The sequence below is a fragment of the Nocardia sp. NPDC050435 genome (assembly GCF_040655395.1).
GTDB lineage: Bacteria > Actinomycetota > Actinomycetes > Mycobacteriales > Mycobacteriaceae > Nocardia.
Window position 1 is genome coordinate 270,611 of the sequence record NZ_JBFAJW010000003.1, and the last position, 14,891, is coordinate 285,501.

General features: G+C 69.1%; 13 protein-coding genes. 8 read left to right on the top strand and 5 right to left on the bottom strand.

Features of this window, described 5'->3' with window-relative positions:
• The first annotated feature begins 53 nt into the window (after positions 1-53).
• The 3 genes from AB0I43_RS09695 (at position 54) to AB0I43_RS09705 (ending at position 7,787) form a co-directional block, all read left to right on the top strand.
• Positions 54-569, top strand: a complete 516-nt coding sequence (locus tag AB0I43_RS09695; protein ID WP_356971165.1) for a single-stranded DNA-binding protein — start codon at positions 54-56, stop codon at positions 567-569.
• 95 nt (positions 570-664) lie between these two features.
• Positions 665-2,341: an energy-dependent translational throttle protein EttA gene (gene ettA / locus AB0I43_RS09700; RefSeq protein ID WP_356971163.1), complete on the top strand. Its 1,677-nt coding sequence runs from the start codon at positions 665-667 to the stop codon at positions 2,339-2,341.
• Between the two features lie 478 nt (positions 2,342-2,819).
• Positions 2,820-7,787, top strand: coding sequence for an NAD-glutamate dehydrogenase (locus AB0I43_RS09705; protein WP_356971161.1), 4,968 nt, complete (start codon positions 2,820-2,822; stop codon positions 7,785-7,787).
• A 60-nt stretch (positions 7,788-7,847) separates the two neighbouring features.
• Here AB0I43_RS09705 and AB0I43_RS09710 read toward each other — a convergent pair whose 3' ends face one another.
• Together AB0I43_RS09710 and AB0I43_RS09715 are read right to left on the bottom strand one after the other, a co-directional pair.
• Positions 7,848-8,117, bottom strand: a complete 270-nt coding sequence (locus AB0I43_RS09710) for a GlsB/YeaQ/YmgE family stress response membrane protein (protein ID WP_356971160.1) — start codon at positions 8,115-8,117, stop codon at positions 7,848-7,850.
• A 90-nt stretch (positions 8,118-8,207) separates the two neighbouring features.
• The gene (locus tag AB0I43_RS09715) at positions 8,208-9,449 is read right to left on the bottom strand and encodes an MFS transporter (protein WP_356971159.1); all 1,242 of its coding nucleotides are present in this window, start codon (positions 9,447-9,449) and stop codon (positions 8,208-8,210) included.
• A gap of 83 nt (positions 9,450-9,532) precedes the next feature.
• Between AB0I43_RS09715 and AB0I43_RS09720 the strand changes: the two genes are divergently transcribed.
• The 3 genes from AB0I43_RS09720 to AB0I43_RS09730 all read left to right on the top strand — a co-directional run bounded on the left by AB0I43_RS09720 (position 9,533) and on the right by AB0I43_RS09730 (position 11,708).
• Positions 9,533-10,408: a LysR family transcriptional regulator gene (locus tag AB0I43_RS09720; RefSeq protein WP_356971158.1), complete on the top strand. Its 876-nt coding sequence runs from the start codon at positions 9,533-9,535 to the stop codon at positions 10,406-10,408.
• 207 nt (positions 10,409-10,615) lie between these two features.
• Positions 10,616-11,032, top strand: coding sequence for a thioesterase family protein (locus AB0I43_RS09725; RefSeq protein WP_356971443.1), 417 nt, complete (start codon positions 10,616-10,618; stop codon positions 11,030-11,032).
• 13 nt (positions 11,033-11,045) lie between these two features.
• Positions 11,046-11,708: a hypothetical protein gene (locus tag AB0I43_RS09730; protein ID WP_356971157.1), complete on the top strand. Its 663-nt coding sequence runs from the start codon at positions 11,046-11,048 to the stop codon at positions 11,706-11,708.
• Between the two features lie 31 nt (positions 11,709-11,739).
• Here the strand turns inward: AB0I43_RS09730 and AB0I43_RS09735 are convergent, their stop codons facing one another.
• Together AB0I43_RS09735 and AB0I43_RS09740 are read right to left on the bottom strand one after the other, a co-directional pair.
• On the bottom strand, positions 11,740-12,051 hold the full coding sequence (locus AB0I43_RS09735) for an AzlD domain-containing protein (protein ID WP_356971156.1): 312 nt from the start codon (positions 12,049-12,051) through the stop codon (positions 11,740-11,742).
• Positions 12,048-12,905, bottom strand: coding sequence for an AzlC family ABC transporter permease (locus AB0I43_RS09740; RefSeq protein WP_356971155.1), 858 nt, complete (start codon positions 12,903-12,905; stop codon positions 12,048-12,050). The genes AB0I43_RS09735 and AB0I43_RS09740 overlap by 4 nt, the downstream gene beginning before the upstream one ends.
• Before the next feature lie 114 nt (positions 12,906-13,019).
• Here AB0I43_RS09740 and AB0I43_RS09745 point away from each other — a divergent pair, with 114 nt between their 5' ends.
• Entirely contained in the window at positions 13,020-13,592 is a 573-nt protein-coding gene (locus AB0I43_RS09745) for an XRE family transcriptional regulator (RefSeq protein ID WP_356971154.1), read from the top strand.
• On the opposite strand, the gene AB0I43_RS09750 is transcribed toward AB0I43_RS09745, so the two are convergent.
• Positions 13,589-14,296, bottom strand: a complete 708-nt coding sequence (locus AB0I43_RS09750; protein WP_356971153.1) for an HNH endonuclease — start codon at positions 14,294-14,296, stop codon at positions 13,589-13,591. The two genes, AB0I43_RS09745 and AB0I43_RS09750, sit on opposite strands and share 4 nt — an antisense overlap.
• A gap of 174 nt (positions 14,297-14,470) precedes the next feature.
• Here AB0I43_RS09750 and AB0I43_RS09755 point away from each other — a divergent pair, with 174 nt between their 5' ends.
• Positions 14,471-14,872 carry a globin gene (locus AB0I43_RS09755; protein ID WP_356971151.1) on the top strand — a complete coding sequence of 134 codons (402 nt, stop codon included), beginning with the start codon at positions 14,471-14,473 and terminating at the stop codon, positions 14,870-14,872.
• Positions 14,873-14,891: the final 19 nt, after the last annotated feature.

The following is a 14,891-nucleotide window of genomic DNA, read 5'->3' on the forward strand; positions in this document are numbered from 1 at the left end:
GGCCGCGAGCTCCCGGGGCGCCTGCCCGGGCCGAGATCCGAAGGGGCGTAACCATGTACGAGACCACCGGCACCATCATCGGCAACGTCGTCACCGCGCCGGTGCGGCGGGCGCTGCCCAGCGGGGAACCCATGGTCACCTTCCGGCTCGGCAGCACCTCGCGCCGGCGCGACGCGGCGGGGGAGTGGGTGGACAGCGGCACCCTGTTCATCACGGTGACGTGCTGGCGCCGCCTCGCCCACGACGTCGCCGCCTCGCTGCGCTGCGGTGACCCGGTGATCGCGCACGGCCAGTGGCGCACCGTGGAGTACCGCGCCAAAGACGGCACCGACCGGCGCGAGCTGGAATTGCGCGCCTACGCCGTCGGCCCCGACCTCTCGCGCTGCACCACGGTGGTGACGCGCAACTCCGAGTACGGGTCCGCCTCGGCCCCCGCGAGCCTGATGCGGAATACTTGCCTAGGATCGAGCGCTGAAGAACGCACAAGGGTCGGCGAGGACCAGGGGGACGCGACGACCGTGCAGAGCGCTTCCTCCGACCGCGCCGAGACCCAGCCGGTCGACGCGTGATCCGCGCCCCACGTGCTCACCCACCCGCGGCCCCGCCGCCGGCCATCCCCCCTTGGCTTCGCTTCACCCACCCCTAGACCGATAGGCTTGCGTATATGGCTGAGTTCATTTACACGATGAAGAAAGTTCGTAAGGCGCACGGCGACAAAGTCGTGCTCGACGACGTCTACCTGAACTTCCTTCCCGGCGCCAAGATCGGCGTCGTCGGCCCGAACGGCGCCGGTAAATCCAGCGTGCTGAAGATCATGGCCGGATTGGACCAGCCGAACAACGGTGAGGCCTTCCTCGCGAACGGCGCCACGGTCGGCATCCTGCAGCAGGAGCCGCCGCTGAACGAGGAGAAGACCGTTCGCGGCAATGTCGAGGAGGGGCTCGGCGAGGTCAAGGTGAAGCTGGATCGCTTCAACGAGATCGCCGAGCTGATGGCCACCGACTACTCCGACGAGCTCATGGAGGAGATGGGCAAGCTCCAGGAGTACCTGGATCACGCCGACGCCTGGGATGTCGACTCCCAGCTCGAGCAGGCCATGGACGCGCTGCGCTGCCCGCCGCCGGACGCGCAGGTCACCAACCTCTCCGGTGGTGAGCGCCGCCGTGTCGCGCTGTGCAAGCTGCTGCTGAGCAAGCCCGATCTGCTGCTGCTCGACGAGCCGACCAACCACCTCGACGCCGAGAGCGTGCTCTGGCTGGAGCAGCACCTGGCCTCCTACCCGGGCGCCGTGCTGGCCGTCACCCACGACCGGTACTTCCTCGACAACGTCGCGGAATGGATCCTCGAGCTGGACCGCGGCCGCGCCTACCCCTACGAGGGCAACTACTCCACCTACCTGGAGAAGAAGGCCGAGCGCCTGGCGGTGCAGGGCAAGAAGGACCAGAAGCTGCAGAAGCGCCTCAAGGACGAGCTCGCCTGGGTGCGCTCGGGCGCCAAGGCCCGGCAGGCCAAGAACAAGGCGCGCCTGGGTCGCTACGAGGAGATGGCGGCCGAGGCCGAGAAGCACCGGAAGTTGGATTTCGAGGAGATCCAGATTCCGGCGGGCCCGCGCCTGGGCAATGTCGTGGTCGAGGTGAAGAACCTGGACAAGGGCTTCGGCGACCGCCAGCTGATCAAGGATCTCTCGTTCACCCTGCCGCGCAACGGCATCGTCGGCGTGATCGGCCCCAACGGCGTCGGCAAGACCACGCTGTTCAAGACCATCGTCGGCCTGGAGTCGCCGGACAGCGGCGAGGTGAAGGTCGGCGAGACGGTCCGGCTGAGCTACGTCGACCAGAACCGCGGCGGCATCGACCCGAAGAAGAACGTCTGGCAGGTCGTCTCCGACGGGCTGGATTTCATCGAGGTCGGCAACCAGGAGATGCCGTCGCGCGCCTACGTGAGCGCGTTCGGCTTCAAGGGCCCGGATCAGCAGAAGCCGGCGGGCGTGCTCTCCGGTGGTGAGCGCAACCGCCTGAACCTGGCGCTGACGCTCAAGCAGGGCGGAAACCTGATCCTGCTCGACGAGCCGACCAACGACCTGGACGTGGAAACCCTGGGCTCGCTGGAGAACGCGCTCGAGCAGTTCCCCGGCTGCGCCGTGGTCATCTCCCACGACCGCTGGTTCCTGGATCGCACCTGCACCCACATCCTGGCGTGGGAGGGCGATTCGGACAACGACGCCAAGTGGTTCTGGTTCGAAGGCAACTTCGAAGCGTACGAGGCCAACAAGATCGAGCGCCTCGGTCCCGAAGCGGCACGCCCGCACCGGGTTACGCACCGCAAGCTGACCCGCGACTGAGCCAGGGGTCACCTTCCGATCCACCGGACGGCGGGGCGAGCGTATTCAGCGCATCGCCTCGCCGTTCGGCGTTCCGGGTCCGAACATGCTGTCGAACGCGCGATTTCCGCCGAAGGTGTCACAAAAGTGCCATCTGACCGAAGGACCTGCGGCTTCGAGGCGCCGCGCCCCAGGAGCGCCGAAGGATCTTTGGTCGGCCGACACGGTGCCGCAACTCTCGCTACTGTGGGCACCGTGCATGCGCAGGCGCAGTCCGAGCAGTGGGTGAAACACGCCGTGATCGCGTCCACCTGAGGGTGTCGGTCCGATCAGTGCTGGGCCAGCGGTTTCGACGTTGGCAAGTCGGCGGCTACCACTACGGCAGTGGTGAACACCCTGTGTTTAGAAGGGATTTCACCCCCTTGCGTGTATCGCACAGCTACTCTCGGACCGGCGTCACTTTGTTGCGGAACCGAATCCGAGGAGTTGGCGAAAAATTATGACGGTCTCGTCCGAATTGTCCAATGGCGGGCGGCATCTGGAGCGAACGGAGGCTGCGGCCTGGTCCGCGAGCCTGCCGGAGTCGCTGCGAGATGCGCTCGGGACACTCGAGGAGGCGTACTTCCGCCACGTCGACGCGGGCGATGTGGACTGTGCGGTCAACGGTTTCACCCAGATCTTCCAGCGGCACCTGGAATTGGCGATGACCCGGCCCAAGGGCCGGGCGCTGGTCCGGGTCTACCACCCCGACGACGCGTCGGGGGTCGGCGCGGCCGTGCAGCTGGTGACCGATGACATGGCCTTGCTCGTGGAGTCCATCACCTCGTCGCTGAGCCGGATGGGCGTCAGCGTCAGCGAGGTCATCCACCCGATCTTCGAGGTCACACGCGACGACAACGGCCGGCTGCTCACGGCCGCGCCGCACGAGGTCGATCGCAGCAACGGCGGAATACTGCGCGAATCCTGGATGCACCTCCAGTTGCACCCCTCCACCAGCCGGGAAGTGCTCGACCGGATCGAGCAGGCGATGCCCGATGTCGTGGCCGACGTCCGCCAAGTCATCGGCGACACCGACGCCATCCAGGCGGTGCAGAGCAAGCTGGCCGACGATCTGGAGCAGGCCGCCGCCTCCGGTGGCTCCCCGTTCGACTCGGCCGACCTGGTCGACACCGCGAACCTGCTGCGCTGGCTGGCCAGCGGCAACTTCACCGTGCTCGGCTTCGCGCAGTACCGCCTCGCCACCACCGAGGAGGGCCTGACCACGTCGAACCCGTTGCCCGGCACCTGCCTCGGCGTGCTGCGCCCGGATGTCGGCACCGATTTCCGGGTCCCGGTCAACGGCGGCGCACGCCCGCTGCTGATGCTGACCCAGGGCCTGGTGCCGGCCACCGTGCACCGCTCGGTCTACCCGTACTTCATCGGCGTCGCCGATTGGGACGAGCACGGCAACGTCGTCGGCGAGCATCTGTTCATCGGTGTCTTCACCGTCACCGCGGTGCACGAGAACGTGCTCGACATCCCGGTGATCGAGCGCCGGGTGCGCGCGGTGATCGAGGACAGCGGCTTCGATCTGGATTCGTTCTCCGGCCAGGCGATGCTCGAGGTCATCCAGTCGTTCCCGCGCACCGAACTGTTCTCCTCCGACATCCAGACCATGCGCCGGACCGCGGTGGCGGTGCTCAATGTGAGCCTGCGCCGGCAGGTGCGCCTGTTCATGCGCGAGGACAGCTACGGCCGTTTCGTCGCCTGCCTGGTCTATCTCCCGCGTGACCGCTACACCACCCGGGTGCGCCTGGAGATGCAGGACATCCTGGTCCGCGAGCTCGGCGGCGTCTCCATCGATTACTCCGCGCGGGTCAGCGAAAGCGAGCTCGCGAGCGTCTATTTCACGGTGCGGATGCCGGATTCCGATTCCGGCACGCCGCGCGAGGCACGCACCCTGGCCGACACCTCCGAGCCGAACCGGCTGCGCATCCAGCGTCTGCTCGCCGCGGCCAGCCACACCTGGGACGACCATCTCAACGACGAGGTCAGCGACTCCGCCGTGCTGGACCCGGGTGTGGTGCAACGCTATGCGGCCGCCTTCCCGGAGGGCTACAAGCAGGATTTCACCCCGCGGCACGCGCTCGGCGACATCGTCCGGCTGGAACGGCTCTCCGAGGGCCGCATCGATCAGCACCTGTACCGGAAGGCGGATTCGGAGCCCGGATCCTGGCGCTTCGGTCTCTACATCGGCGGCAGCGGCATCTCGCTGAGCCAGGTGCTGCCGGTGCTGCAGAGCCTCGGTGTCGAGGTGGTCGACGAGCGTCCGTACCAGATCCTCATCGATCGCCCGGCCGCCCCGAACATCGAGCGCTGGATCTACGATTTCGGCCTGGTCGCCCGGCCCGAACTGCTGCGCAGCTCGCTGGATCGCGATCTGGACGCCGAACTACTGGAGGTCTCGGCCCGCGCGGACGCGCTGGAGGCCGAGGTGCGCGGGCTGCGGGAGCGTTTCACCGACGCCTTCGAGGCGGTCTGGTTCGGCCGCGCCGAGGCCGACGGCCTGAACGAACTGGTGCTGCGCGCCCGCCTGCCTTGGCGGGCGGTGTCGATCCTGCGCACCTACGCGAAGTATCTGCAGCAGGCGGGTTTCCCGTACAGCCAGGCCAATATCTGCCGTGTCCTGCTCACCTACCCGGATGTGGCGCGCCTGTTCGTCGACCTGTTCGCGGCCCGCTTCGATCCCGACACCGTCGACGCGGCCGACGCCGAGCGACTGGAAACCCAGCTGCGCGGCCGCATCGACGAGGTGGTCAGTCTCGACGCCGACCGCATCCTGCGCGCCATCCTCGGCTTGATCAAGGCCACGCTGCGCACCAACTACTACGTCACCGATCTCGAAGGCAATCCGCGTGATTTCCTGTCGATCAAGGTCGAGCCGCAGCTGATCGCCGAATTGCCCAAGCCCAAGCCGCAATTCGAGATCTTCGTGTACTCGCCGCGGGTCGAGGGCGTGCACCTGCGTTTCGGGCCGGTGGCGCGCGGCGGGCTGCGCTGGTCGGACCGCCTGGAGGATTTCCGCACCGAGATCCTGGGCCTGGTGAAGGCGCAGGCGGTGAAGAACGCGGTGATCGTGCCGGTCGGCGCCAAGGGCGGTTTCGTGGTGAAGCAGCCGCCGCCCGCCACCGGCGATCCGGGCGTGGACCGGCAGGCGCTGGGCGCGGAGGGCGTCGCGTGCTATCGCACCTTCATCTCCGGTCTGCTCGACATCACCGACAATGTCGACCGCACCACCAACGAGGTGCGGCCGCCGGCGCGGGTGATCCGGCGTGACGGCGACGACACCTACCTGGTGGTGGCCGCCGACAAGGGCACCGCGACGTTCTCCGACATCGCCAACGACGTGGCGCAGCGCTACGGTTTCTGGCTCGGCGACGCGTTCGCCTCCGGCGGCTCCGCGGGCTACGACCACAAGGCGATGGGCATCACCGCCAAGGGCGCGTGGGAGAGCGTGAAGCGGCACTTCCGCGAGATGGATCTCGACACCCAGACCCAGGATTTCACCGTGGTCGGCGTGGGCGACATGAGCGGTGACGTGTTCGGCAACGGCATGCTGCTCTCCGAGCACATCCGGTTGGTGGCGGCGTTCGACCACCGGCACATCTTCCTGGATCCGAACCCGGACGCGGCCACCTCCTATGCCGAGCGGCAGCGCATGTTCGAGCTGCCGCGCTCGTCCTGGGCCGACTACGACACCTCGCTGATCAGCGCGGGCGGCGGCGTGTGGGACCGCACCGTGAAGGCGGTGCCGATCAGCCCGCAGGCGCGCGAAGCGCTGGGCCTGGGCGCGGACGTGGTGTCGCTGTCGCCGCCGGATCTGGTGCGCGCGATCCTGCTCGCGCCGGTCGGGCTGCTCTGGAACGGCGGTATCGGCACCTACATCAAGGCCAGTACCGAGTCCAACGCCGAAGTCGGTGACAAATCCAACGATCCGGTGCGCGTCAACGGCAATCAGCTGCGGGTGCGGGTGATCGGCGAGGGCGGCAACCTGGGCGCCACGGCCCTGGGCCGGATCGAGTTCTGCCGCAACGGCGGCAAGATGAACACCGACGCGCTGGACAATTCGGCCGGTGTGGATTGCTCCGACCACGAGGTCAATATCAAGGTGCTGCTGGACGGCGTGGTCAGTGGCGGCGGGCTGCCCGAGGCCGAACGCAATCCGCTGCTCGCCTCGATGACCGACGACGTGGCGCGGATGGTGCTGCAGGACAACGTCTCCCAGAACTATCTGATGGGTCTCTCACGGTTCAACGCCGCGCGCATGCTGAACGTGCACATGCGCCTGATCGATGATCTGGAGCAGCGGCGCGGGCTGGACCGGGAGCTGGAAGCACTGCCCTCCGAGGCCGAGATGCAGCGCCGGATGGACGAGGGCTCCGGTCTGGCCTCGCCCGAACTGGCGAATCTGATGGCGCACGTGAAGCTTTCGCTCAAGTCGGATTTACTGGATTCGGATCTGCCGGACATGCAGCACTTCGCCGCCCGGCTGCCGGAGTACTTCCCGGAACCGCTGCGCGTCCGTTTCCCCGCCGCCGTCAAGAAGCACCCGCTGCGCCGCGAGATCCTCACCACCATGATCGTGAACGAGGCGGTCGACTACGGCGGCATCACCTACGCGCACCGGCTCAACGAAGAGATCGGCGCCAGCACCACCGACGCCGTGCGCGCGTTCGCCGCCGCCAGCGAGATCTTCGATCTGCACGACCTGTGGGCGCGGATCCGGGCCGGCGACACCCCGGTCGGGGTGCGCGACGAACTCGAGCTGGAGACCAAGAAGACGCTGGATCGGGCCTCGCGCTGGCTGCTCAGCAACCGGCCGCAGCCCATCGCGGTCGGCGCCGAGATCAACCGGTACAGCCGGGGCGTGCGGGAATTGGCGCCGAAGGTGCCGGGCTGGCTGCGCGGTCACCACGTCGCCATGCTCACCGATCAGTCGAAGGAACTGCTCGGCCGGGGCGCGCCGGACGACCTCACCAACGAAGTCTTCAACCTGCTCAACCTGTTCCCGCTGCTCGATGTCATCGATATCGCCGACATCACCGATCGCGGCGGCGAGGAGGTCGGCTCGCTGTACTACGCGCTCAACGAGCACCTCAAGATCGACTGGCTGCTCCAGGCCGTGAGTCATCTCGAGCGCGGCGACCGCTGGCATTCGCTGGCGCGGCTCGCGCTGCGCGACGACATGTACGGTTCGCTGCGCTCGCTCACCCTCGACGTGCTCTCCGCGGGTGATCCGGAGGAGACGGCCGACGAGAAGATCGCCTACTGGGAATCCAAGAACCAGTCCCGCCTCGGCCGCGCCCGCGCCGCCCTGGCGGAGCTGTTCGAGTCGGGGACACACGATCTGGCGACGCTGTCGGTGGCGGCGCGTCAGGTGCGCAGCATGGTCAGCGGTGTCGGAGCACAGTCCGAGGTACCGCGCTGAGGCAGCCGTGAATGACGCGGGCCCCGAACGATTCCGTTCGGGGCCCGCGTGATTCGAACGCTAGCGGCGGACGAAGCTGCTGCGACTGGCGGCGGCGATCAGGATCGCGGCGCAGACGATCTGCAGGATCCACTGCGCCCAGTCGATGCCGCTGGTGGAATCCAGGCCCAGGAGCAGCGCCACGACGCCGCCGATGAAGGCGCCCAGCGAACCCAGGCCCCAGGTCTTGAAGAAGGAAATGTTCTGCTTACCGGGTAACACCAGCCGCGCCAGCGCGCCGATGAACGGGCCGATCAGAAGGGCGAACAACAGCATCCCGAAAATCCGCATGGCGGAGCCTTTCTCGAACTCTGCGCGCAAAACCGCTCCGCCAGTGTAGAACCGCGATCGAGCCGCCGATACGGTTGCCGGGCAACGGTTTCAGCTCGGATCGCGCAACAGCACCGGTATCCGGCGCAGCACCTGGCCGAGCACGGCCACCACCAGGAACAGCCCCGCCGTCAGCGCGGCGACCCCGGACCAGCCGGCCGCCGTCCAGGCGTGCGCGCCGAGACTTCCGAACACCGACGCGCCGACGTAGTACGCGAACAGATAGAACGCCGCCGCCTGGCTGGTGCTCGCCCCGCCGGCGTGCGCGCGGGCGGCCACCCAGCCGCTGGCCAGGCCGTGCGTGACGAAGAACCCGACGGTCAGCGCGCCGATCCCGGCGACCACCAGCGGCAGCCACCCCGACAACGTCAGCCCGATTCCGGCCAGCGCGAGCGCGCTGCCGATCGGCATGATCGCGCGCCGCCCCAGCCGGTCGGCGAGGCGGCCGGACACCGTCGAGCCGATCGTGCCGAGCGGGTAGACCAGATACACCAGGCTGACCACGCCGACCCCGAGGTGGAACGGGGAGCTGGTGAGCCGGAAACCGAGCGCGTTGAAGGCGGCGACCAGCGCGCCGACCGAGCAGGCGCCGATCACGTACAGCGCGAGCAGCGCCGGGTCGGCCAGGGCGCCGCGGGCCATCGCCAGGATATTGCGCGGCCGGGCCGGGCGCGGCACGAAGTGCCGGGAGGCCGGCAGGGTGAACCAGACGACGGCCGCGCAGAACACGGCGACCCCGGCGGCGGCCACCAGCGCCCAGCGCCAGCCGAGCGTCTCGGCGATCGGCGCGGTGACCAGTCGTCCCGCCATACCGCCGAGCGCGGTGCCGCCGATATAGAGGCCCGCGGCGCGCGCGTGCGTGCTGGGATGCAGTTCTTCGCGCAGATAGGCGGTGGCGACCGCGGGCAGACCGGCCAGCGCCAACCCGGCGAGCAGGCGCAGCGCCAGCAGCGCATCCCAATTCGGTGCGAACGCGCAGGCCAGCGCGATCACCGCCGAGGAGATCAGCGAGCAGTGGATGAGCCGGGTGCGGCCGACGGCCTCGGACAGCGGACCGAAGACCAGCAGCGCGAGCGCCAGCGCGGCGGTGGTCACCGACATGACCAGGGTGCTCTGTGCGGGGGAGACGCCGAAGGCGGTGACGAACTCGGGCAGCAGGGCCTGGGTGTCGTAGAGCAGGACGAAGGTCGCCATGCCCGCGGCGAACAGCGCGACCAGAACCCGCCGGTAGCCGGGACTGCCCGGCCGGTGGCCCAGGTCGAGCTGTTCCAGGTCCGGTGCGGCGATAGTCACTCCGACGATCTTCGGCCGCCGCATCTCATACGTCCAATGTCGGTAGCAGGGAATCTGCATACGTCGGACGTATGATGCTGCCCATGCAGCTGCGCGACCTCGACTGGCTGGTCGCCCTCGCCGATCACCAGCACCTGACCGACACCGCCGCGATGCTCGGGGTCAGCCAGCCCACCCTCTCGCGCGCCCTGGCCCGCATCGAAACCGAACTCGGCACGCGGCTGTTCGAGCGCGTGTCCAGCGGCGTGCGGCCGACTCCCAACGGTGAGCTGGTGCTCGCCGCCGCCCGCGACCTGATCGGACGCTACGAGCAACTGACCGTCGAACTGGCCGGGCGGCTGAACCCGGACAGCGGCGTGGTCCGCCTGGCCTTCCTGGATTCCATGGCGACCTCGCTGGTGCCCCGGCTGCTGCGCGGCTTCCACGAGCACGCCCCGGGGGTGCGGGTGCTGCTCAGCCAGGAACCGCACCATCACATCCTGCGCGATCTGCGATCGGGCGCGGTGGAACTCGCGGTGACCTCGTGGCGCGAGCCCGGCGGCTTCGGCTGGCTGCCGCTGCACCGCGAACGGCTGGTCCTGGTCGTCCCGCCCGCGCATCGCCTGCGAGAGCGCTCGCGGGTCGCGCTGGCCGAGCTCGCCGCCGACGAATTCGTCACCACCCCGGTCGGTTTCGGCTACCGCACCCTGCTCGACAGCCTGTTCGCCGAGGCCGGCGTGGTTCCGAAGATCTCCTTCGAAAGCGCCGATCTCGCCACCATCGAGGGGCTGGTCGCGGCGGGTCTCGGCGTGGCGATCCTGCCCGAGCAGTTCGCGGGCGCCTCCGGCACCATCGGCCTGCCGCTCACCACACCCGCCGCCCGCCGCACCGTCGGTCTCACCTGGCGGACCGACCACCCGCTCGCCCCGCCCGCCGCCCGTTTCCACGACTATCTCGCCTCGAGCTGGCCCCGCCCCTAGCCCGCGGATCCGGGGGCCGACCCGCCGGACCCGGCAGCGGTTGCGATACTGGGGGCGAGATCGATCCCCGGTTGCGGGGAGTATGTCCACGATCTCGTCGGATCGCCGACGGCAGCGAAGCAGGGCGAGTGCGGCGGGCGACCAATCGGAGGTATCACGGTGACGAGTTCGGTGAACGGCAGCGGGCGGCAGCCCGGTGCGACCGTACTGCTACCCAAGCGTTTCCACGCCAAGGTGGAGATCCGCTGGTCGGATATGGACGCGTTCCAGCACGTCAACCACGCTCGCATGGTGACGCTGCTGGAGGAGGCGCGGATTCCGTGGCTGTTCGACGACGGGCGCCCCACCGTCGCGCTGCGGGAGGGCTGCGTGCTGGCCGATCTGCACGTGCGCTACCGCGGGCAGCTGCGGCACGAGGACACCCCGCTCGACATCGCCATGTGGATCGAGCAACTGCGCGCGGTGGATTTCACCGTCGCCTACGAGGTGCGCGCGGCGGGTGCGGCACTGGACGCGCCGGCGGCGGTGACCGCCTCCACTCAGCTCGCCGCCTTCGACATCAAGACCCAGCGGTTGCGCCGCCTCACCGACGGTGAGCGCGAGTACCTGTCCGAGTGGATGTGACCGGGTAGCGTCGATGGAGCAGCGCGTGTTGCACGTCGCCGATCCCGCCGAGCGGGAGAATCTCGCCACGTTCCTGTCCCGGGCGGTCCGCTTGGATCCGGCGGCTGTGGTCCGCCTGCGCCGACGCGACGCGACGCTGGTATCGGCCTGGGTCGCAACCGGTTTCGAGGCGCTGGCGGTGCGCACCGTGGTCGCCGAACTCGGCGTCGACGACGTCACCGTCGGCGCGGATCTGGTGCTGGCGGGCCTGCCCACCGGCAGCCCGGTCGATCTCGGCTATTCCCTGGATTCGGCCTGGCGCGGCGCGCTCCCGCCGACCGACGGCTTCGGTCACGTGGACGACGTCCCCGCCCGCACTCTGCTCGAGCTCGCCGAGCGCGGCGCGGAAGTGGCCAGGGAACACGGCAGCGCGCACGGACCGCCCGCGGCACTGCTGGACCAGACGGTGCTGACGGTGTCCGGGCACGGCATCGAGGTGGAGGTGCCGATGCGCGTCGTCTTCGCCCTCACCGCAATGGATTTCATCCCGCACTCGGGGGAGAAGGCCGAGTCCCGGCGGGTGCCCCCGACCGAGATCGTCCGTGTCCGCGCGACCGCGACCTGGCTGCGGATCGACGCGCGCTACGGCTCGGTGGCCCGGCGGCGTGCGGGCGCGATCCCGCTGTTCCCGAACTAGCCGGCCCGGGTAGCGCCTGCGGCACCTGGAACTACGCCACGCCGAACGCGCGCAGCCCGGCGGTGGTGGCGGCGGCGGCCAGGATCACCAGCAGCAGGGGGTATCTGCGCCACGCCAGCACCCCGGCGACCAGGACTCCGGCCGGAAGCGCCGCGCCGACATGGCCTTCCGTGAACGGTAGCGTCTCGACCGCGACCAGAGCGGCGAGCAGCACCGTCGCCCCGACTTCGAGGAGTCGTTTCGCGCGGTCCGGGAACTGGATTCGGCTGCGCAGGGCGGGCCCGGCCCAGCGGATGGCGTAGGTGCCGACCGCGAGGGCGATGATTCCGGCGACGAGCATCATGACGCCACTCCGGAAAGCTGTTTCGGCGCAACCACTTCCGAAACGCTGCCGTCATCGGCCGGGTTGCCGTCCGTCGTGCCCGAACCTGCTGCGGCGTTCGGTGCGGAGGTGTCGCTATCTGCGGCGGGCGCTGCTGGAGTGCCCGGAGCTGCGGTAGCGCTCGGTGCGAGGGGGCTCTTTTCCCCTCGGGTGCGGAACGCCGCCCACAGAACGCCCGAAAGCGCCACCAGCACCGGCATTCCCGCGGGCAGGAACGGCGCGGTCGCCATCGCGACCGCGACACCCACGCACACCGCGCCCAGCGTCGTGCGGTCCCGCAGCGCGGGCACCACCAACGCCAGCAGCACCGCCGGGAAGACCGCGTCGAGGCCGAGCGCGGTGGTGTCGGGCACCACCGAGCCGATCAGCGCGCCCATGACCGCGCCGCCGGGCCAGGCCAGCAGCACGCCGAGTCCGCACACCCAGTACACGATCCGCTTGCGCGTGCTCTCGGATTCGGCCAGCGCCAGCGCGACCGACTCGTCGTTCATCACGTGCACGCCCAGCGCCCGCCGCCAGCCGGTGCCGACCACGTCCTCGGGGACCGACAGTCCGTAGGGCAGGTGCCGCGCGTTGACGACCAGCCCGGCCAGCACCGCCGCGATCGGGCTCCCGCCTCCGGCGATGATCCCGAGGAACAGGAACTCCGCACCGCCCGCGAGCACGGCGAAGCTCAGCACCACCGGCAGCCAGAGCGGGAAGCCCGAGCTGATCGCGGTGGCGCCGTAGGACAGCCCGATGACCCAGACCGCCAGCAGCACGGCCCCGATGCCGGAGGCTGTATCCCGGCCGAGTGTTCGCCATATCGAACGCATGTTGTTTATGGTGAACGCCGAGGGGTGGATAAGTCAACACGGGCCCGATCGGCCGATCCGATGCCCCGACGCGGCTGGGTAAGCTCAGCGTTCCGACCGGAACGGGAGCAGGAAATGGTGCAGGACGAACCCATGGCGGGGCCGCCCCAGGCGGTGATCGCCGAGTCGCTGCGCCGTGAGCGCGCCCGCGCCGGCCTCTCGCTCACCGAGGTGGCCAACCGCGCCGGTATCGCGAAATCCACACTGTCGCAACTGGAATCGGGAAGCGGTAACCCGAGCATCGAAACGCTGTGGGCGCTGTGCGTGGCCCTCAACATGCCGTTCTCCCGGCTGCTGGATCCGCCGCGCCCGAACGTGCTGGTGATCCGCGCGGGCGAGGGCCCGCGCCTGGCGGCCGAGCACGCCGACTACAGCGCCACCCTGCTCGCGGTGAGCCCGCCGAACAGCCGGCGTGATCTGTTCCGGATCACCGCCGAACCCGGCCACGCCCGGCGTTCGGAACCGCATATGCCGGGCTGCACCGAGCACGTCCTGCTCGCCAGCGGCCGGGCGCTCGTCGGCCCGGTCGACGCCCCCGTGGAACTCGGCCCCGGTGACTACATCTGCTACCCCGGTGACGCACCGCACGTCTTCGAAGCCCTCGAACCGGGCACCTGGGCGACGCTGGTCAACGAGTACTCGTCCTAGGCCGCACCCTCGCCGAGGTACTGCAGCCAGAGCGGATCGAGCTCGGTGGAGGTCGACAGCAGCCGCCAGTGCGGCCCCTTCGGCGAGACCAGCGGCGAACGCAGCGTCCAGCCCAGTTCGCTGAGCAGCTTGTCGGCTTTGCGATGGTTGCAGGGCGCGCAGCTGGCGACGCAGTTCTCCCACGAGTGCTCGCCGCCGCGGCTGCGCGGGATGACGTGATCGATGGTCTCGGCTTTGCCGCCGCAGTAACCGCAGCGGTAGCGGTCGCGGTGCATGAGCGCGGCGCGCGTCATCGGTACCCGGGCGCGATAGGGGACGTGCACGTAGTTGCGCAGGCGGATCACCGAGGGGACCGCGACGGCGGCTTCGGCGGAATGCACGACCGGACCTTCGGCGCTGTGGTGCACGGCGTCGGCTTTGTCGCAGATCAGGAGGACGACCGCGCGGCGCGCGGACAGAGCGGTGAGCGGCTCGTAGGTGGCGTTCAGCAGCAGCACCCGGCGCTTCAACCAGTTGACGGCCTCGGTGGGAACAGCGGTGAGGTGATGGCCGTGATGAACCTCACCGGAGCGGTGAACAGCGCCCGGATGGTGGTCGGACAAGATATGCAGCGGAGTAGCCCCCGAGCCACGATTGTGGACGTCGGCGGGCTGGAGTTGTCGGTGCGTCCGGGCCTCGTGCGAGCGGCCGTGCCGTTGTTTCATACGCCCAATATGACCATGGAAACCGGCTGTTTGCACGGTGATTTCGCACAATGTTGGGTTAACTGCTGCTGAAGTGCCGCCGACCCGCTATCAGGGGAGGTCCACCGGCTGTGGCGCACTCCGCGGCAGCGGGCACAATGGGTGCGGCACGATAACGCGAATCGAAAGGGCCTGATGACTTCCGGCGAGCAAGCGACATCGTTCTACGAGGCGGTCGGCGGGGAGCAGACCTTCCACCGGATCGTGGCCGCGTTCTATCGCGAGGTCGCCGCCGACGAGGTCCTGCGCCCGCTCTACCCCGAACAGGATCTGGGCCCGGCCGAGCGGCGGCTGCGCATGTTCCTGGAGCAGTACTGGGGCGGCCCGCGCACCTATTCCGACGAGCGCGGCCATCCGCGCCTGCGCATGCGGCACATGCCGTTCACGATCGGTCCGGTGGAGCGCGACGCCTGGCTGCGCTGCATGCGAATCGGCGTCGCGGAAATCGAGCCGGAAATCCTCGACGACGCGCATCGCAAGCAACTGCTGGACTACATGGAAATGGCCGCGAATTCGCTGATCAACAGTCAGTGGTGAATGCCGCGCCGCGCCGCCA